Source organism: Streptomyces sp. NPDC006326 (assembly GCF_040612915.1).
GTDB lineage: Bacteria > Actinomycetota > Actinomycetes > Streptomycetales > Streptomycetaceae > Streptomyces.
Map to the genome: position 1 here is coordinate 1 of NZ_JBEXRC010000031.1, position 16,371 is coordinate 16,371.

Consider the following 16,371-nt stretch of genomic DNA (forward strand, 5'->3'; position numbering starts at 1 on the left):
TGGCCGAAGGCCATCGCGAAGCGACGCGACGAAGGAGCGCCCTTGACGGCCCGGCACGACACGGAAGGACAGTGGACTGACGGGACGCCCCCGGAACCTCCCTGATGCCGGGTGTGGGAATCCCGCCCCCCGAAGCCACCGCCCCGCCCCACCCCGCCCCCACCCCCTAGCCTGACGCCATGACCCGTGAGATCCGCAAGGCCGAGATGGACCAGATCGGCGAGTTCCAGGACGTCCTGCACTCGCTGCGCGTGTGGGACGGGCCGCTTCCCGGCTTTGACGTCGGTGCCGCGCCTGCCGAACCGCTGGCCCTGTTCCGGGAGTGGTTCCTGCATGCGGCCGCGGCCGGGCAGGCCGAGCCGCACACGATGAGCCTGGCGACGGTGGACGGCGCGGGGCGCCCCGACGTGCGCACCCTCATGCTGCACGACGCCGACGGGCACGGCTGGCACTTCGCCTCGCACTCCACCAGCGCCAAGGGGCGGCAGCTGGCCGGGCACCCCGAGGCCGCGCTGGGGTTCTACTGGCCGGCGGTCGCCCGGCAGATCCGGATCCGCGGGCGGGTCACCCCGTGCGGGCCGGAGGAGAGCCGGGCGGACCTGGCGGTCCGCTCGCGGGGTGCGCTCGCGGCGGCGCTGACCGGGCGGCAGAGCGAGGTGCTGGGCTCCGTGCAGGAGCTGGCGGAGGCTTCGGCGGCCGCGTGGGAGCGGGCCGGTGCCGAGCCGGACGCTCCCGCTCCGACCTGGACGCGGTACGTGCTCGCCGCCGAGGAGGCCGAGTTCTTCCAGGGCGATGCGGCGCGCCGGCACATCCGGCTGCGGTACCGCCGGACCGAGGACGGCACCGGCTGGACCCGGGAGCTGCTCTGGCCGTGACCGACACGGCCCACCACGGCCGGAAGCCCCCCACCTCGCCACGTCGGGAAGGCCCGGAAGGCCCCCCTCACGCCGGCCGGAACACCGCCGCCCACACCCCCTCGGCCGCCTCCCGGAAGGTCACCCGCAGGGGCATGTCGATGCGGAGGTCCGTGGCGGCGCAGTCCACCACCTCGGTCATCATCCGCGGGCCCTCCGCCAGATCGACGACGGCCGCCGTGTACGGGACGCGGCTGCCGAACGGCGGGAGGTCGTTGCGGTGGATCACCGACCAGGTGTAGAGGGTGGCGCGGCCGCTCGCCGGTTCCCAGGCGACGCGGTCCTCCGCCGCCCAGCAGAACGGGCAGAACTCGCGCGGGTAGTGGTGTGCCCGTCCGCACGCGCCGCAGCGGCGCAGCAGGAGCCGGCCCTCGGCTGCCGCGTCCCAGTAGGGGCGGGTGAACTCGTCGGTCTCCGGCAGGTCGTACCGCACCGCGCTCACAGGAAGAGTCCGATCGCCGCGTCGAGGGACCAGGTCTGCCAGCTCATGGCGAGGAGGGCGACGAGCGAGATCAGCGCCATCATCGCGTTCTGGCCCTGCTCCGCCCAGTCGTGGATCATCAGCACCAGGTACAGCAGGTTCAGCAGCAGCCCGCCCGCAAGGGCGATCGGGGTCAGGAAGCCGAGGACCAGGCCGAGGCCGAGGGCGAGTTCCGCGTAGACGACGATGTACGCCATCAGGCGGGGGCGCGGCTGGACGACCTTCTCGAAGCCGCTCTTCACGAACGGCCAGCGGTGTATGCCCGCGACGTCGGCGGCCCAGGCGATGCCGGTGCCGCGTTCGAACCAGCCCTTCTTGTCCTTGTGCCGCCAGCTCTCCAGCCACCACAGGCCGAGGCCTGTCCGGAGCACGGCGAGCCACTCGGCCCCACTGAGCCAGATGGTCCGCATCGGCCCTCCCCTCTTCGATCTGACGGTACGTCAGTTCAGCGGATCGGGGCGGATCCCGCAAGGGTCCCGACCGGCCGGGCCGACGCCCACCGCGCCCCCCGGCCGCCGCTCCCCGCTCCCCCGGCCCCACACCCGTCGTGATCGATCCGCAACCGATTCCCTCCTTGTCCGAGACCCATGAACGCTGTGTGTCGATACGCTCACACCTCATGCCCGGAGTCCCCACAGCCCCTGACATGACCACCCAGCCCCGCCCCGTGTACGTGATCGGCGCCGGGCCCGGCGGTCTTGCCGCGGCCGCCGCGCTGCGCGCCCGCGGGGTCCGCGCGGTGGTGGTGGAGAAGTCCGACGCGGTCGGCTCCTCCTGGCGCGGCCATTACGACCGGCTCCACCTGCACACCACCCGCCGGCTCTCCGCGCTCCCCGGCCTGGCGATACCGCGCCGGTTCGGCCGGTGGGTCTCGCGGGACGACGTGGTGCGGTACCTGGAGAAGTACGCCGAGTTCCACGAGCTGGAGCTGGTCACCGGCGTGGAGGTGACCCGGATCGAGCGGGCCGCCGACGGGGAGGGCTGGCTGCTGCACGCCACCGGAGGGCGGACCCTGGCCGCCCGGGCGGTCGTGGTCGCCACCGGGTTCAACCACACACCGGCGCTTCCCGACTGGCCGGGCCGGGACGCGTACGGCGGGGAGTTGCTGCACGCCCGCGAGTACCGCAACGCCCGGCCGTACGAGGGCCGGGACGTCCTGGTCGTCGGCAGCGGCAACACCGGCGCCGAGATAGCCGTCGACCTGGTCGAGGGCGGGGCCTCCCGGGTGCGGCTCGCCGTGCGCACCGTCCCCCACATCGTGCGCCGCTCCACCGCGGGCTGGCCGGCCCAGCGCACCGGGATCCTGGTGCGGCGGCTGCCCGTACGGCTCGTGGACCGGCTCGGCGCGCTCACCGCCAAGGCGTCCGTACCGGACCTGGCGGCGTACGGGCTGCCCCGCCCCGCCACGGGCCTGTACAGCAGGGTCAGGGAGGGGGCGATCCCGGTCCAGGACGTCGGCCTGATCGACGCCGTGCGCAACGGCCGGGTCGAGCCGGTCGCCGCCGTCGCCTCCTTCGAGGGCGCCGAGGTGGTGCTCGCCGACGGCTCGCGGATCACCCCGGACGCGGTGATCGCGGCCACCGGATACCGCCGCGCCCTGGAGGGGCTGGTCGGGGATCTGGACGTACTGGACGAGCGCGGCCGGCCCCGCACGCACGGCGCCCGCACCCTCGCGCACGCTCCCGGCCTGTACTTCACCGGTTTCAGCAACCCCATCAGCGGCATGTTCCGGGAGATGGCCCTGGATGCCGAGAAGATCGCCAGGGCGGTGGCCCGGGGGCTCGGCATCCCGGCCCGGCGGCGGCCGGCCCCCGAGCCCGGTACCGGCCTGCCCCCGGTGGACCCGCTGGCCTGAAAGGCGCCCCGTCCACCCCTGTCCGAACCTCGGCCGAATCCGGTCCTGGACCGGTCCCGAAGGGATCTGCCACCGTTCCACACATCACCTCCACCAGCTTTCCTACGCAGCACTGTTCCTGACGTCGTGTCAGTTCAGTAATCTGACTACGCGTCAGTTATTGAGGTTCATCGAGCAGGAGCGGGCGAAGCGATGCTTGGATCTACTCACGGCACCCTCACCACCGACTTCCGCGCACGTGTCGAGGCCTGCGGGGAGACCCCCAGGACGGCCGTCCACTCCACGACGGCGTCCTCCGCCCGGGAAGCGGGCGCGCTGGACGTCAGCGGGCGGCCGCTGCACGCCGATGTGCCCGACCTGGACCGGTTCTTCCGGCCGGAGTCCGTGGCCGTCATCGGCGCCTCCGACGTCGAGGGCAGACCGAACACCGGCATCACCCGCCAGCTCATCGCCTGGGCGGAGCGCGTCGGCGCCCGGATCCACCCGGTGCACCCCACCCGCCCCACCGTCTTCGGACTGCCCTGTCACGCGTCGGTGGCCGACCTGCCCGAGCAGGTGGACCTCGCGGTGCTGCTGGTCGGCGATCCGCTGCCGGTGATCGAGGAACTGGCCGAGGCCAAGGTGAAGTTCGCCGTGGCCTTCGCCTCCGGCTTCGCCGAGACCGGCGACGCGGGCGCGGCCGCCCAGGCCCGGCTGGCCGGCGCGGTCCGGCGCTCGGGCCTTCGCCTCCTCGGCCCCAACACCAACCTCAACGCCTTCGAGGAGTTCCGCGACGACCTCGAAGGACCGGCGATCGCCCTGATCACCCAGTCCGGTCACCAGGGCCGCCCCGTCTACACCCTCCAGGAACTGGGCATCCGCCTGTCCCACTGGGCCCCCACGGGCAACGAGGCGGACCTGGAGACCGCCGACTTCATCTCCTACTTCTCCGAGCAGCCCGAGGTCGGCGCCATCGCCTGCTACGTGGAGGGCCTCAAGGACGGCCGCTCCTTCCTGCTGGCCGCCGACCGGGCCGCGCGCAACGGCATCCCGGTCGTCGCGGTCAAGGTCGGCCGCACCGAGACCGGCGCCCGCATGGCCGCCTCCCACACCGGCAAGCTGACCGGGGCCGACACCGTCGTGGACGCGGCGATGCGGCAGTTCGGCGTCATCCGCGTGGACGGGCTCGACGAGCTCCAGGACACCGCGGCCCTGCTGGCCCGCGCCCGCAGGCCCCGGGCCGAGGGGGTCGTCGTCTACTCCATCTCCGGCGGCACGGGCGCTCATTTCTCCGACCTCGCGACCGAGGCGGGACTGACGCTCCCCACCCTCTCCCCGGCCAAGCAGGACGAACTGCACCAGTGGATCCCGCCATACCTGAACGTCGCCAATCCCGTCGACAACGGCGGCCACCCCGTCGGGGACTGGCGCGGCCGCAAGATCATCGACGCGATCCTCGCCGACCCTGCCGTCGGCGTGCTGATCTGCCCGATCACGGGGCCCTTCCGGCCCATGAGCGACAAGCTCGCCCAGGACCTGGTGGACGCGGCCGAGCAGACGGACAAGCTGATCTGCGTGGTCTGGGGCTCCCCCGTCGGCACGGAGGAGGCCTACCGCACCACCCTGCTCGGCTCCTCCCGGGTGGCCACCTTCCGCACCTTCGGCAACTGCATCACCGCCGTCCGCGCCTACCTCGGCCACCACCGCTTCACCGCCGCCTACCGCTCCCCCTTCGAGGACGCCCCCCGGACCCCCTCGCCCTCCTACCGCAAGGCGCAGGCGCTGATGCGCCCGGGCCAGCAGCTCAGCGAGCACGCGGCGAAGCAACTCCTGCGGGCCTACGGGATACGGGTGCCGCGCGAGCAGCTGGTGACCAGTGCGGCGGCGGCGGTGCGGGCGGCCGGACTCGTGGGCTACCCGGTGGTGATGAAGGCCTCGGGACCGCAGCTCGGGCACAAGACGGAGCTGGGCCTGGTGAAGATCGGCCTGACCTCGGCGAGCCAGATCCGCGATGCGTACCGGGAGCTGACGGACATCGCGCGCTACGAGAACGTCCCGCTGGACGGCATCCTGGTCTGCCAGATGGTGGAGCGGGGCGTCGAGATGGTCGTCGGCGTCACCCAGGACGACCTCTTCGGCCCGACCGTGACGGTGGGGCTGGGCGGGGTCCTGGTGGAGGTGCTGCACGACGCGGCCGTACGGGTGCCGCCGTTCGGCGAGGACCAGGCCCGCGCGATGCTGACCGAGCTGCGCGGGCACGCCCTGCTGGAGGGGGTCCGGGGGGCGCCCCCCGCTGATGTCGACGCGCTGGTCGAGGTCGTCCTGCGGGTCCAGCGGATGGCGCTGGAGCTGGGCGACTCCCTCTCGGAGCTGGACATCAACCCGCTGATGGTGCTGCCGCGCGGCCAGGGCGCGGTGGCGCTGGACGCCCTGGCCATCTGCCGATGACGCTGCGGCTGCGGCTGCCGCTGCCGCCGGCCGGGACGACCGCGTGCCCCGGCCCGGCAGCCGGCGGCGCGGGGCACCGGCCCGGCGGCCCCTGCCCGTCGCGCGGCCCCCTACGGCGCCACGCCCCGTCCTCGTCCCTGACTGGAGCAGTGCCCCCATGACCGACTCCCCCCGTGTCGAACCAGCCCCCGATCCCCTCGCTCCCTTGGTGCTGCACCGCACCGACAACGGCGTCTCGTGGATCACCCTCAACCGCCCCGAGGCCATGAACGCCGTGACCTGGGACCAGCGGGAGCGGATCATCGCCCTGCTCGGTGAGGCCTCCGCCGACCCGGCCGTGCGGGCCGTCGTCCTCACCGCCACCGGCAAGGGCTTCTGTGCGGGCGCCGACCTGCGCGGGGGCCCCGCAGCCGGGGACCGGGTGGCGGGCGACGTCGCCCGCATGATCCGCCTCGGCGCGCAGCGTCTGATCACCGCGGTGCTGGACTGCGAGAAGCCGGTGGTGGCGGCCGTCAACGGAACGGCCGCGGGCATCGGGGCCCATCTCGCGCTCGCCTGCGACCTCGTCATCGCGGCGGCATCGGCCCGCTTCATCGAGGTGTTCGTACGCCGGGGCCTGGTGCCCGACGGCGGGGGCGCCTATCTGCTGCCGCGGCTGGTGGGCCCGCAGAAGGCCAAGGAGTTGATGTTCTTCGGCGACGCCGTCCCCGCGGCCGAGGCCGAGCGGCTGGGCCTGGTCAACCGGGTGGTCGCGGACGCGGAGCTGGAGGCGACGGCCCGGGAGTGGGCGGAGCGGCTGGCGCAGGGCCCGACCCGTGCCCTCGCCCTGACGAAGCAGCTGGTCAACGCCTCCCTGGACGGTGGCCGGGCGGCCGCACTGGCCGCCGAAGCCACCGCTCAGGAGATCAACATGACCACGGCGGACGCGAACGAGGGCGTGGCGAGCTTCGTGGAGCGGCGCACGCCCAAGTACCTCGGCCGCTGAGCCCGGTCCGGTCCCGGTCTCTGTCCCGGTCCCGGTCCGGTCCCGGGCCTGTCCCGGTCCTACATCTGCGGATTCGGCTTCAGCAGCGCGAACTGCGCCCCGAAGGGGTCGGCCAGCCACGCGATCCGCCCGACGTCCGGCACGTCCGCAGCCGGCATGAGCACCGACCCGCCCTTCCCCTGTGCGGACCCGACGGTGGCGTCGACGTCGGTGACGTGGAAGTACGGCACCCAGCGCGGCTTCTCGACACCGCCGCCCGCGCCCTCGCCCAGCGGGGCGACCCCGCCGAAGGAGCCCTGCTGCTGGTCGCCGTCCTTGGTGCTGAGGACGCGGTACGTCATGCCGGGCGCCTCCATCTCCTGGCTCCGCCAGCCGAACAGCTTCGCGTAGAAGGAGATGGCCGCGGCGGGGTCGGGCACGTGCAGTTCCACCCAGAGCAGCGAGTTCTCGGCCGAGGCCAGCTCCAGCCCGGCGGTCTTCCCGGGCATCCACACGGCGAACTGGGCGCCCTGCGGATCGGTGGCCTGCGCGAGCCAGCCTTCGCCCATGACGTCCATGGGCTCCATCCGGATGCTGCCGCCGCCGTCCCTGACGGCCTGGACGGTGGCCTGGATGTCCGGGCTCATGAAGTGCACCATCCAGGCGGACTGCGCGCCTTCCTCGGTGAGCGGCCCGAGCCCGGCGACGGTCTTGCCGTCGCGCTGGAACATCCCGTACCCGCCGGCCTCGGGTCCGGCCGAGACGAAGTCCCAGCCGAAGACGGTGCCGTAGAAATCGGTGGCGGCCGCGGTGTCGGGGCTGCCGAGATCGAGCCAGTTGGGTGATCCGATACGGAAGTCGGTGCCGAGCATGGGGATCCTCCTGGTGGACGGGGCCGGCGGCCGCAGGCCACGATGCCGATCCCGTCCGGGGCGGGGCCGCCGTGCGGGTCGGTGCGCGGCGCGGGTCCACCCGTACGGCCCAAAGCGGCGCGGAGGCCGGACCGCCCGCCCGGGCTGCGGCGGAAGGGGCGCGGGGGCGGCCGCACCCCTTCCCATCTGACGATCCGTCAGCTCTAATCGGATGCGTGATGGGACACGCAGGGATGGCGGCCACCGTCGTCCGGTACCTCAGGTCAGTCGGCTCCCCCACCTCCGCCGCGCCGGAGCCGGAGCCGGTCGAAGTCCTGCCGCGGCCCGACCTGCGGGCCGTCGGCGAGGACGAGCGCGCTCCGGTGAGTCCCGTGGAGTTCCGGGCGGTGCTCGGGAACTTCGCCAGCGGCGTCACGATCGTCACCGCGCCGCCCGGCGCGGATGAGGACGGGCCGGCCGGCTTCGCCTGCCAGTCCTTCGCCTCGCTGTCCCTGGACCCGCCGCTGGTCACCTTCATGGTGGCCCGTACGTCGACCACCTGGCCCCGCATCGCCCGCGCCGGGGTGTTCTGCGTGAACATCCTGGGCGCCGGGCAGGGCGAGCTGTGCCGGGCCTTCGCGGTCAGCGGCGCCGACAAGTTCGCCGGGGTCGCCCACCGGCCCGCCCCCGTGACGGGGTCCCCGCAGCTCGACGCCGTGCCCGCCTGGATCGACTGCCGCATCCACGCCGTGCACACGGGCGGCGACCACCTGATCGTCGTGGGCCGGGTCGAGGCCATGGGCGCCGCCGACGAGGGCGAGCCGCTGCTCTTCCACAAGGGCCGCTTCGGCCGCTTCGCCCCCTGAGAACCCTCGGCCGGCACCGGTCGGCGCACGCATGAGGGGCCCCGGCCGGTGCCGGGGCCCCTCGTAGGCGCGGCCGGGCGGGTCAGAAGGAGAGCACGCCCCGGGCCACCCGGCCGTGCTGCGCGTCGTCCACCGCCTTCGCGAAGTCCTCGACCGGGTAGGTCTCCGTCACCAGCTCGTCCAGCAGCAGCGTGCCCTGTCGGTAGAGCTGCGCGTAGAGGGCGATGTCCCGCTGCGGGCGCGAGGAGCCGTACCGGCAGCCCATGATCGTCTTGTCCAGGTAGAGGGACGAGACCTGGAAGGACGCCTCCTGCGTGAAGCCCGGCACCCCGAGCAGGACCGCCTGCCCGTGCCGGTCCAGCAGATCGACGGCCTGGCGGATCAGTCCGACGTTGCCCACGCACTCGAAGGCGTGGTCGGCGCCCGTCGGGAGGATCTCGCGGACCGCCGCCGAGGAGTCCGACACGGCCGAGGCGTCGATGAAGTGCGTGGCGCCGAACTGCCGGGCCACCGCCTCCTTCGCCGGGTTCGCGTCCACCGCGACGATGGCCGACGCGCCGGCGATCCGGGCCCCCTGGATCACGTTCAGCCCGATCCCGCCCGTGCCGATGACGACCACCGACTCGCCGTGGCCGACCCGCGCCCGGTTCAGCACCGCTCCGACCCCGGTCAGGACCCCGCAGCCGATCAGCGCCGCCGAGGTCATCGGCAGCTCGTCCGGGATCTTCACCGCCTGGACCGCCTTGACGACCGTCCGCTCGGCGAAGGCCGAGTTCGAGGCGAACTGGAACAGCGGCTTCCCGCCACGTGAGAACGGCTGTCCCGGCATTCCGATCGCCTTGCGGCACATGGTCGGCCGCCCCCGGTCGCAGTCCGCGCACGCCCCGCAGTTGGCCAGGGTGGACAGGGACACGTGGTCACCGGGCGCCACGTGCGTCACACCCGGCCCGATCGCCTCGACGATGCCCGCGCCTTCGTGCCCCAGCACCACCGGCGACGGGAACGGAATCGTCCCGTCGATCACCGACAGGTCGCTGTGGCACAGCCCGGCCGCCCGGATCCCGACCAGCACCTCCCCCGGACCGGGCTCGCGGATCTCCAGATCGTCGACCACCCGGACCTGCTCGCCGTCGAACACGACGCCCCTCATGTGAACCTCACCTGGATTCCTTGGGCAGGCCGAGCACGCGCTCGGCGATGATGTTCCGCTGGATCTCGTCCGAGCCGCCGTAGATGGTGTCGGCGCGGGTGAACAGGAACAGGCGCTGTGCCTCGTCGAGTCCGTTCTCGTACGGGGTCCCGGGCGCCCAGTCGGCCGGCCCGGCCGAGGCCGCCGCGCCGCGGACGGCCACCGCCAGCTCACCGAGCCTGCGGTGCCATCCGCCCCACAGGAGCTTGGCCACGCTCGGCGCCCCCGGGTCCGGCGAAGCACCCAGCGTGCGCAGGGCGTTCCAGCGCATCGTGCGCAGCTGCGCCCATTGCTGCACGAGCCGGTCGCGCAGTACGGCGTCCTCCGCTCCCGGGGCCGTGTGCGAAGCCGCGTACGAGGCCAGTACGCGCTCCAGTTCCGCCGCGAAGCCGATCTGCTGGACCAGCGTCGAGACGCCCCGTTCGAGGGCGAGCAGGCCCATGGCCACGGTCCAGCCGTTGCCTTCCCCGCCGACGACCTCCTCGGCCACGGCCCCGTCGAAGAACACCTCGTTGAACTCGCTGGTCCCCGACATCTGCCGGATCGGGCGCACCTCCACCCGGCCCGGCTGGTCCATCCGTACGAGCAGGAAGGACAGCCCGCGGTGGCGCCGGGAGCCGGCTTCGGTGCGGGCCAGGACGAAGCACCAGTCGGCCTCCCGGGCCAGCGAGGTCCAGATCTTCTGCCCGGTGACGCGCAGCAGCCCGGCCGCGCCCCCTCGGGGCTCCCGTACCGCCGCCGTACGCACCCCCGCGAGGTCCGATCCGGCGCCCGGCTCGCTGTACCCCTGGCACCACAGCTCCTCGCCGCGCGCGATGGCGGGCAGGAAGCGGTCCCGCTGCTCCGGTGAACCGTAGGCGATCAGGGTCGGGGCGAGGAGGTTCTCGCCGATGTGGCCGACCCGGGCGGGGGCGCGCAGCGCCGCGTACTCCTCGGCCCACACCACCTGCCCGGTCAGGGAGAGCCGCCGGTTGCCGTAGCCCTCGGCCTCCCAGCCCTGTCCGATCCAGCCGCCGCGGCCGAGCTCGCGCTCCCAGGCGCGGCGCGGGGCGACCGCCTCGTGCTCGCTGCCGGGGCCGCCGAGGCCGCGGATGTCCGCGTACGGGCCCGCCAGGTGCTCGGTGAGCCAGGCGCGGGCGCGGCCGCGCAGCTCCTCGTCCTCGGGGCCGAAGCCGAAGTCCACGTCGCTGCTCCTCAGGCGTTGGGGCGGTCCTTGGCGGCCGCCGCCTTGGCCATGGCCTCCAGCTGCGCGAGCATCGGCATCGGATCGGTGCCCACCGTCCCGGGCAGGAAGTCGGCGATCTTCTCGGGGGTCCAGGAGCCTTCGGCGTAGCCCGCGCGCAGTTCGCGGGGCTGCGCCCAGACGGCGATCTTGGGGCCGGCGATCGTGTAGACCTGGCCGGTGATCCTCTCGCCGCCGACGGCGACGGCCCGGTCGGAGAGCAGGTAGGTGACGAGGGCGGCCACGTCCTCGGGCTCGCCGATCTCCTTGAGCTCCATGGGCACGTTCGCGGACATGCGGGTGCGGGCCACCGGGGCGACGGCGTTGGCGGTGACCCCGTACTTGGCCAGGCCGAGTGCGGCGGACCGGACGAGCGAGATGATCCCGCCCTTGGCGGCGCTGTAGTTGGCCTGCGCCACGGATCCCTGGTGGTTTCCGCTGGTGAAGCCGATGAGGGTGCCGGAGCCCTGGCGGCGCATGACGGCGGAGGCGGCGCGGAAGACGGTGAAGGTGCCCTTGAGGTGGGTGGCGAGGACCGGGTCCCACTCCTGTTCGGACATGTTGAACAGCATCCGCTCGCGCAGGATGCCGGCGACGCAGACGACCCCGTCGATGCGCCCGTAGCGGGCGAGCGCCGTGTCGACGATGCGCTGGCCGCCCGCCATGGTGGAGATGTCGTCGGCGACGGCGACGGCCTCGCCGCCCGCCGCGGTGATCTCCTTCACCACGGCCGCGGCGACCTCGCTGGTGGGTTCGCCGCCCTCGATGCCGACCCCGTAGTCGTTGACGACGACCTTGGCGCCCTCGGCGGCGGCGGCGAGGGCCACGGCGCGTCCGATGCCCCGGCCTGCGCCGGTGACGGCCACGACCTTGCCTGCCAAGAAGTTCCCCACGCCGACCCCTTCCCGCGGTTTCTGACGGACCGTTAGATTCTATGGGCAGTCGGATGCGGCTGCACAAGCCCTCGTGCGCATCTCCAGGAGCTGATGAGGTCATGGGCCTGCCCGCCGAGTTCCACGACATCGCCAAACGCGTCAACAACTGGGGCCGCTGGGGCGCCGACGACGAGGCCGGCACCCTGAACCTGATCACCGACGAGGTCGTCAGGGCCGCCGTCGCCGAGGTCCGCACGGGCCGGCGGATCCCGCTCGCGCTGCCGCTCAAGGAGGACGGGGTGCAGGCGGGCCTGATCCCCGGCCGGATCAACCCGCTGCACACGATGGTGCAGATCAACCAGGAGCTCTTCGGGCCGGGCACCGTGGCGTGCAGCGACGACGCGGTGACGATGGGGCTCCAGGCGGGGACCCACTGGGACGCGCTCACGCACGTCTCGCACTCGGGGAAGATCTACAACGGCCGCCCGGCCGCCACCGTGACGGCCCACGGGCGCGCGCAGTTCAGCGGGATCGACAAGGCCGCACCGATCCTCTCGCGGGGCGTCCTGCTGGACGTGGCCCGGGCGAAGGGCCTGGACCGGCTGCCCGGCGGGCACGCGGTCACCCCCGAGGACCTGGCGCAGGCCGAGGAGTTCGGCCGGGTGAGCGTACGGGCGGGCGACATCGTGCTGGTGCGGACCGGCCAGATCCAGGTCTACCTGGCCGGCGACAAACACGGCTACGGTTTCCCGTCACCCGGGCTCTCGGTCCGTACGCCCGAGTGGTTCCACGCGCGGGACGTGGCGGCCGTGGCCAACGACACCCTGACCTTCGAGATCTTCCCGCCGGAGATCGACGGTCTGTGGCTGCCGGTGCACGCGCTGGACCTGGTCGAGATGGGCATGCACCAGGGCCAGAACTGGAACCTCGAAAGCCTGTCCACAGCCTGTGCAGAAGCGGGGCGCTACGGCTTCCTGCTCTCCGCCATGCCGGAACCCTTCGTCGGCGGGACGGGCACCCCGGTGGCCCCGGTGGCCGTGCTCTGACCGCGCCCGGCCCTCGCCTCCGCCTCCGACCGCGTCTGGTGACCGCGCCGGGGCGGCCGCCCGCACGGCGGCCGCCCCGGGCGTCAGGTCAGTGGTAGCGGGCGGCGGCCGCCGCGAAGGCGGTCGCGGCGGCCGGAGTGGCGGCGAGCAAGGAGACCCAGGACAGGTCCGCGAACTCGATGTCCATCCGGCCCTTCTGGAGCAGGCCCGTCGGGTTCGCGCGCACCGCGACGACCGCCTGGCGCGGCGCCTCCCAGTACTGCTTCATCACCGGCGTCGACTGCCACAGCGGCGACACGTCCGTCAGGCCGAACCAGCGCCGGTCCGTCACCACGAGGACGTCCGTCACCGAGCCCCGCGCGTTGGCGCGGCTGATCAGGAACTCCCCGGCCGCGCTCTGCCAGCCGCCCTCCATGCTCTTGCCGTGCATCAGCCGGGTGCCGAGATCGTCCACCACGTCGGGGAGCCGGTCGGCCGCGTCCGCGGCGGCGGCCGGCCGGGACCGGCGCGAGTCGTGCGTACGGGCCTTGAACAGGCCCTGGAGGGAGCGCGGGAGCTTCTCCTCGATCTTCTGGCCGAGTCCCGACGGCTCCGGCGGCGCGAGCAGGGATTCCGGTGGGCTCGGCACCCCCGGCCCCGGTTCACAGGCGCATACGGCGATCAACTGCTCGCCGGAATGCAGGAAGCTCTCGGCCTGACGACGCCTGTCCTGGTCCAACGTGGTGCTCCTACTGCTGAGTAACCTGTGGTGCGTTCCCGATTGTTCCTGAGGCGGATTCCTTCGTGATCACCGGGGGGCACACCGGCCCCCGGGATGCATCCCGCAGGCCGATGCCGGTGTCCGGTACGGTCGTTAGGGTCGCGCCATGGACACCACATCACGGCGATCGGCCGACGGGCGGACCCCACTCCGGTGGCAGACCGTCGGGCTGTGGGCCGGTGCCGGACTCGTGACCCTCGCGCTCTCCAACCTGGCGCTCCGCGTGCCCCTCGGCTTCGGTGACCGCATCTTCGAGGTGGGACCGCTCCTCGCGGTCCTGGGGCTGGCCCTCGCCGCCGCGCTGGTGCGGCGGGCGCCGCTGCTCACGCTGGGCCTGATGCTGCTCGGCATCCACCTCTTGCTCTTCCTGGCGAACGCGCCCGCGCTCACGCCCGCCCTGGTGCTGCCCGCCGCGGTCGCGCTCGGCCTGCTCGCCGCCGACCGCCCGCGGCGGACGGCCCTGACCGCCGTGGCCCTCACCGTGCTCGCGCTGCTCGTCGCCCAGTTCGCCCGGCCCGGCCCGGACACGGTCCCGGTGCTGATGCAGGCCCAGTTGCCGATCGTCGTCCTCGGGTGGCTGATCGGCGACTCGGTGCGGCGCGGCCGCGAGAGCGCCGCACAGGCGCACGCCCGTGCCACCGAGCAGGCCCTGACGGAGGAACGGCTGCGGATCGCCCGCGAACTGCACGACATGGTCGCCCACAGCATCGGGATCATCGCCATCCAGGCGGGCGTCGGCAGCCGGGTCATCGACACCCGGCCCGCACAGGCCCGCGAAGCGCTGCAGGCCATCGAGGCCACCAGCCGCGAGACCCTGTCCGGCCTGCGCCGGACCCTGGTGGCGCTGCGCCGCAGCGAGCCGGCCCCGCTCGCCCCCGCGCCCGGCCTCGACGGCCTCGACCGGCTCGCGTCCACCACTTCGGCCGACGCCGGGGTACGGGTGGAGCTGGTGTGGTCGGGGGACCGGCGGCCGCTGCCGCCCGACATCGAGCTCGCCGCCTTCCGGATCGTGCAGGAGGCGCTGACCAACGTGGTGCGGCATGCGCGGGCCGCGCACTGCCGGGTGGCCGTCGCGTACGGTCCGCAGGAGCTGTCGCTGGAGGTCACCGACGACGGCCGCGGGACGTCCGGCGGCGGGGGCGGCTTCGGGATCACCGGCATGCGGGAGCGCACCGCCCTGCTGCACGGCAGCTTCGAGGCCGGACCCGGGCCCGGGGGCGGCTTCCGGGTGGCGGCCGTCCTTCCGCTGGAACCGGATCAAGAGCGAGGGCCCGTGCAGGCCGTGCAGGCCGTGCAGCCCGGGCAGCCCGTGGTGTCCCCACAGGAGGAGAAGTGATGGACGGCGGCATCCGCGTCCTGCTCGCCGACGACCAGCCGCTGGTGCGCTCGGGGCTGCGCGTCCTGATGGCCGACACCCCGGACCTGCGGGTGGTGGGCGAGGCCGCGAACGGTGCGGAGGCGGTCCGGCTCGCCGCCGAGCTCGCGCCCGACGTGGTCGTGATGGACATCCGGATGCCGGAGATGGACGGAGTCGAGGCCACCCGCCGGATCACCTCGGCCGGTCCCGGCGCGGCCCGGGTGCTGATGCTGACCACCTTCGACGAGGACGACCTCGTGTACGGGGCGCTGCGCGCCGGTGCCGGCGGTTTCGCCGTCAAGGACATGGCGCTGGACGACATCCTCGCGGCGGTGCGCGTGGTCGCCGCCGGTGACGCGCTGATCGCGCCGGGGGTGACCCGTCGTCTGATCGCGGACTTCGTCGGCGGTTCGGCTCCCGTCCCCGAGCGGACACCGGTGATCACGGCGCGGGAGGAGGAGGTGCTGACGCTGGTGGGGCGCGGCCGGTCCAACAGCGAGATAGCGCAGGACCTCTTCATCACGGTGGCGACGACGAAATCGCACGTGGCGCGGCTGCTGACGAAGCTGGACGCCCGGGACCGGGTCCATCTGGTGATCAAGGCGTACGAGCTGGGGCTGGTCGCGCCGCCCCGGTGACGCACGCCGCCACACGCGGTGGCGGCGGCGCGGTCCAGCGGGTGGCGGCGTACGGTCGTGCACGCCCCGAGCGCGGCACGGCAGCCGCCACCCCACGACCCGCACTCGTCAAGGCCTGCCCTTGGCGTCCCCTCGCGACGAATCGTTGAACACAAGAGTGATCAACCGTTGACGGTCCGTCAACACCTCGTTAGAGGTACACGCGCGGTTCCCGGATCGGTCCGAGGTTTTCGTCGGCCCTGACGTGACCCCGGGCGAGTCCTCCGCCGGGGCCGTCCGCGGCGGCCTTCTCCTCGCGGTCGATCTCGCACCAGATCCGTTTGCCCGCGCCCTCGCGCTGCCAGCCCCAGCGGTCGGCCAGCCCGTCCACCAGCTCCAGCCCGCGCCCGCCGGTGTCGTCCCCGGCGGCCTGCCGCCGGGCCGGCGCCCGGTCGCTGGCGTCGGCGACCTCGACGCGCACGCCGGGACCGCCGAACAGCATCCGCAGCACGGCCGGAGCACCCGTGTGGACGACGGCGTTGGTGACCAGCTCGGAGATCAGCAGGATCAGCGTCTCGGCGAGCGGTTCGTCGTCCCCTATACCGGACCCGGCAAGCCGGGAACGCGCCCACCGGCGGGCCCGGCCGACCTCGGCGGGGTCCGGTCCTACCTCCAGCTGTACCTGAAGCACCTGCACCGCTCACACCATCCGAACCGGCGGACACTTCGCCTCGCGACAGGATGGGATCACCGACCGTGACCCCCTTGCGGAGCAGCATGGTTGACATACAGTCACCACAACAAGCGCTTCGGGCATATTCCAGCGCGAAGGAGTAGGCGTGGTGCATACTGTGCGACGCTCGCGCCGCTCAACCGCTCGCATTCCCGGGAGCGTACCGGAGCAGTCCCCCGAGTACGGGCCGCAATGAGCCGGGGCAAGGACACAA

16 protein-coding genes are annotated in these 16,371 nt (G+C 73.4%); 8 read left to right on the plus strand and 8 right to left on the minus strand.

Annotation, left to right across the window (positions count from 1 at the left end):
• Positions 1 to 206: 206 nt before the first annotated feature.
• A complete protein-coding gene (locus tag ABZ128_RS22925) occupies positions 207 to 875 on the plus strand; it encodes a pyridoxal 5'-phosphate synthase (RefSeq protein WP_356850722.1) in 669 nt (222 codons plus the stop codon).
• 67 nt (positions 876 to 942) lie between these two features.
• Here the strand turns inward: ABZ128_RS22925 and ABZ128_RS22930 are convergent, their stop codons facing one another.
• Together ABZ128_RS22930 and ABZ128_RS22935 are read right to left on the minus strand one after the other, a co-directional pair.
• Positions 943 to 1,356 carry a Zn-ribbon domain-containing OB-fold protein gene (locus ABZ128_RS22930; protein ID WP_356850642.1) on the minus strand — a complete coding sequence of 138 codons (414 nt, stop codon included), beginning with the start codon at positions 1,354 to 1,356 and terminating at the stop codon, positions 943 to 945.
• A complete protein-coding gene (locus ABZ128_RS22935) occupies positions 1,353 to 1,805 on the minus strand; it encodes a DoxX family membrane protein (RefSeq protein ID WP_356850643.1) in 453 nt (150 codons plus the stop codon). The genes ABZ128_RS22930 and ABZ128_RS22935 overlap by 4 nt, the downstream gene beginning before the upstream one ends.
• A gap of 236 nt (positions 1,806 to 2,041) precedes the next feature.
• Here ABZ128_RS22935 and ABZ128_RS22940 point away from each other — a divergent pair, with 236 nt between their 5' ends.
• The 3 genes from ABZ128_RS22940 (at position 2,042) to ABZ128_RS22950 (ending at position 6,662) form a co-directional block, all read left to right on the plus strand.
• Positions 2,042 to 3,250, plus strand: a complete 1,209-nt coding sequence (locus tag ABZ128_RS22940; RefSeq protein ID WP_356850644.1) for an NAD(P)/FAD-dependent oxidoreductase — start codon at positions 2,042 to 2,044, stop codon at positions 3,248 to 3,250.
• A gap of 192 nt (positions 3,251 to 3,442) precedes the next feature.
• Positions 3,443 to 5,677, plus strand: coding sequence for an acetate--CoA ligase family protein (locus tag ABZ128_RS22945; protein ID WP_356850645.1), 2,235 nt, complete (start codon positions 3,443 to 3,445; stop codon positions 5,675 to 5,677).
• A 157-nt stretch (positions 5,678 to 5,834) separates the two neighbouring features.
• Positions 5,835 to 6,662 carry an enoyl-CoA hydratase-related protein gene (locus tag ABZ128_RS22950; protein ID WP_356850646.1) on the plus strand — a complete coding sequence of 276 codons (828 nt, stop codon included), beginning with the start codon at positions 5,835 to 5,837 and terminating at the stop codon, positions 6,660 to 6,662.
• A 59-nt stretch (positions 6,663 to 6,721) separates the two neighbouring features.
• On the opposite strand, the gene ABZ128_RS22955 is transcribed toward ABZ128_RS22950, so the two are convergent.
• Positions 6,722 to 7,513 carry a VOC family protein gene (locus tag ABZ128_RS22955; protein ID WP_356850647.1) on the minus strand — a complete coding sequence of 264 codons (792 nt, stop codon included), beginning with the start codon at positions 7,511 to 7,513 and terminating at the stop codon, positions 6,722 to 6,724.
• 233 nt (positions 7,514 to 7,746) lie between these two features.
• Here ABZ128_RS22955 and ABZ128_RS22960 point away from each other — a divergent pair, with 233 nt between their 5' ends.
• Positions 7,747 to 8,358 (plus strand): flavin reductase family protein, encoded by a 612-nt coding sequence (locus ABZ128_RS22960; protein WP_356850723.1) that lies wholly within the window; start codon positions 7,747 to 7,749, stop codon positions 8,356 to 8,358.
• An 82-nt stretch (positions 8,359 to 8,440) separates the two neighbouring features.
• Here ABZ128_RS22960 and ABZ128_RS22965 read toward each other — a convergent pair whose 3' ends face one another.
• From ABZ128_RS22965 to ABZ128_RS22975, 3 genes are read right to left on the minus strand one after another with little or no spacing between them, the layout of a single operon-like run.
• On the minus strand, positions 8,441 to 9,508 hold the full coding sequence (locus ABZ128_RS22965; protein ID WP_356850648.1) for a Zn-dependent alcohol dehydrogenase: 1,068 nt from the start codon (positions 9,506 to 9,508) through the stop codon (positions 8,441 to 8,443).
• Between the two features lie 7 nt (positions 9,509 to 9,515).
• A complete protein-coding gene (locus ABZ128_RS22970) occupies positions 9,516 to 10,730 on the minus strand; it encodes an acyl-CoA dehydrogenase family protein (RefSeq protein ID WP_356850649.1) in 1,215 nt (404 codons plus the stop codon).
• Positions 10,731 to 10,741: 11 nt separating this feature from the next.
• Complete coding sequence (locus tag ABZ128_RS22975) at positions 10,742 to 11,662, minus strand: SDR family NAD(P)-dependent oxidoreductase (protein WP_356850650.1); 921 nt, start codon at positions 11,660 to 11,662, stop codon at positions 10,742 to 10,744.
• Positions 11,663 to 11,763: 101 nt separating this feature from the next.
• Here ABZ128_RS22975 and ABZ128_RS22980 point away from each other — a divergent pair, with 101 nt between their 5' ends.
• Positions 11,764 to 12,690, plus strand: coding sequence for a cyclase family protein (locus ABZ128_RS22980; protein ID WP_356850651.1), 927 nt, complete (start codon positions 11,764 to 11,766; stop codon positions 12,688 to 12,690).
• 88 nt (positions 12,691 to 12,778) lie between these two features.
• Here the strand turns inward: ABZ128_RS22980 and ABZ128_RS22985 are convergent, their stop codons facing one another.
• On the minus strand, positions 12,779 to 13,408 hold the full coding sequence (locus ABZ128_RS22985) for a hypothetical protein (protein WP_356850652.1): 630 nt from the start codon (positions 13,406 to 13,408) through the stop codon (positions 12,779 to 12,781).
• A 148-nt stretch (positions 13,409 to 13,556) separates the two neighbouring features.
• Here ABZ128_RS22985 and ABZ128_RS22990 point away from each other — a divergent pair, with 148 nt between their 5' ends.
• Positions 13,557 to 14,786, plus strand: coding sequence for a sensor histidine kinase (locus tag ABZ128_RS22990; RefSeq protein ID WP_356850653.1), 1,230 nt, complete (start codon positions 13,557 to 13,559; stop codon positions 14,784 to 14,786).
• On the plus strand, positions 14,786 to 15,445 hold the full coding sequence (locus ABZ128_RS22995; RefSeq protein ID WP_356850654.1) for a response regulator transcription factor: 660 nt from the start codon (positions 14,786 to 14,788) through the stop codon (positions 15,443 to 15,445). Before ABZ128_RS22990 ends, ABZ128_RS22995 begins: the two co-directional genes overlap by 1 nt.
• Before the next feature lie 190 nt (positions 15,446 to 15,635).
• Here ABZ128_RS22995 and ABZ128_RS23000 read toward each other — a convergent pair whose 3' ends face one another.
• On the minus strand, positions 15,636 to 16,121 hold the full coding sequence (locus ABZ128_RS23000; protein WP_356850655.1) for an ATP-binding protein: 486 nt from the start codon (positions 16,119 to 16,121) through the stop codon (positions 15,636 to 15,638).
• Positions 16,122 to 16,371: the final 250 nt, after the last annotated feature.

What these genes read in the sequence shown, in the direction of transcription:
- ABZ128_RS22925 (WP_356850722.1), top strand. Translation starts at nt 207, where the DNA reads ATGGACCAGATCGGCGAGTTCCAGGACGTCCTGCACTCGCTGCGCGTG.
- ABZ128_RS22935 (WP_356850643.1), bottom strand. Translation starts at nt 1,805, where the DNA reads ATGCGGACCATCTGGCTCAGTGGGGCCGAGTGGCTCGCCGTGCTCCGG.
- ABZ128_RS22940 (WP_356850644.1), top strand. Translation starts at nt 2,042, where the DNA reads ATGACCACCCAGCCCCGCCCCGTGTACGTGATCGGCGCCGGGCCCGGC.
- ABZ128_RS22945 (WP_356850645.1), top strand. Translation starts at nt 3,443, where the DNA reads ATGCTTGGATCTACTCACGGCACCCTCACCACCGACTTCCGCGCACGT.
- ABZ128_RS22950 (WP_356850646.1), top strand. Translation starts at nt 5,835, where the DNA reads ATGACCGACTCCCCCCGTGTCGAACCAGCCCCCGATCCCCTCGCTCCC.
- ABZ128_RS22955 (WP_356850647.1), bottom strand. Translation starts at nt 7,513, where the DNA reads ATGCTCGGCACCGACTTCCGTATCGGATCACCCAACTGGCTCGATCTC.
- ABZ128_RS22960 (WP_356850723.1), top strand. Translation starts at nt 7,747, where the DNA reads ATGGCGGCCACCGTCGTCCGGTACCTCAGGTCAGTCGGCTCCCCCACC.
- ABZ128_RS22965 (WP_356850648.1), bottom strand. Translation starts at nt 9,508, where the DNA reads ATGAGGGGCGTCGTGTTCGACGGCGAGCAGGTCCGGGTGGTCGACGAT.
- ABZ128_RS22980 (WP_356850651.1), top strand. Translation starts at nt 11,764, where the DNA reads ATGGGCCTGCCCGCCGAGTTCCACGACATCGCCAAACGCGTCAACAAC.
- ABZ128_RS22990 (WP_356850653.1), top strand. Translation starts at nt 13,557, where the DNA reads ATGGACACCACATCACGGCGATCGGCCGACGGGCGGACCCCACTCCGG.
- ABZ128_RS22995 (WP_356850654.1), top strand. Translation starts at nt 14,786, where the DNA reads ATGGACGGCGGCATCCGCGTCCTGCTCGCCGACGACCAGCCGCTGGTG.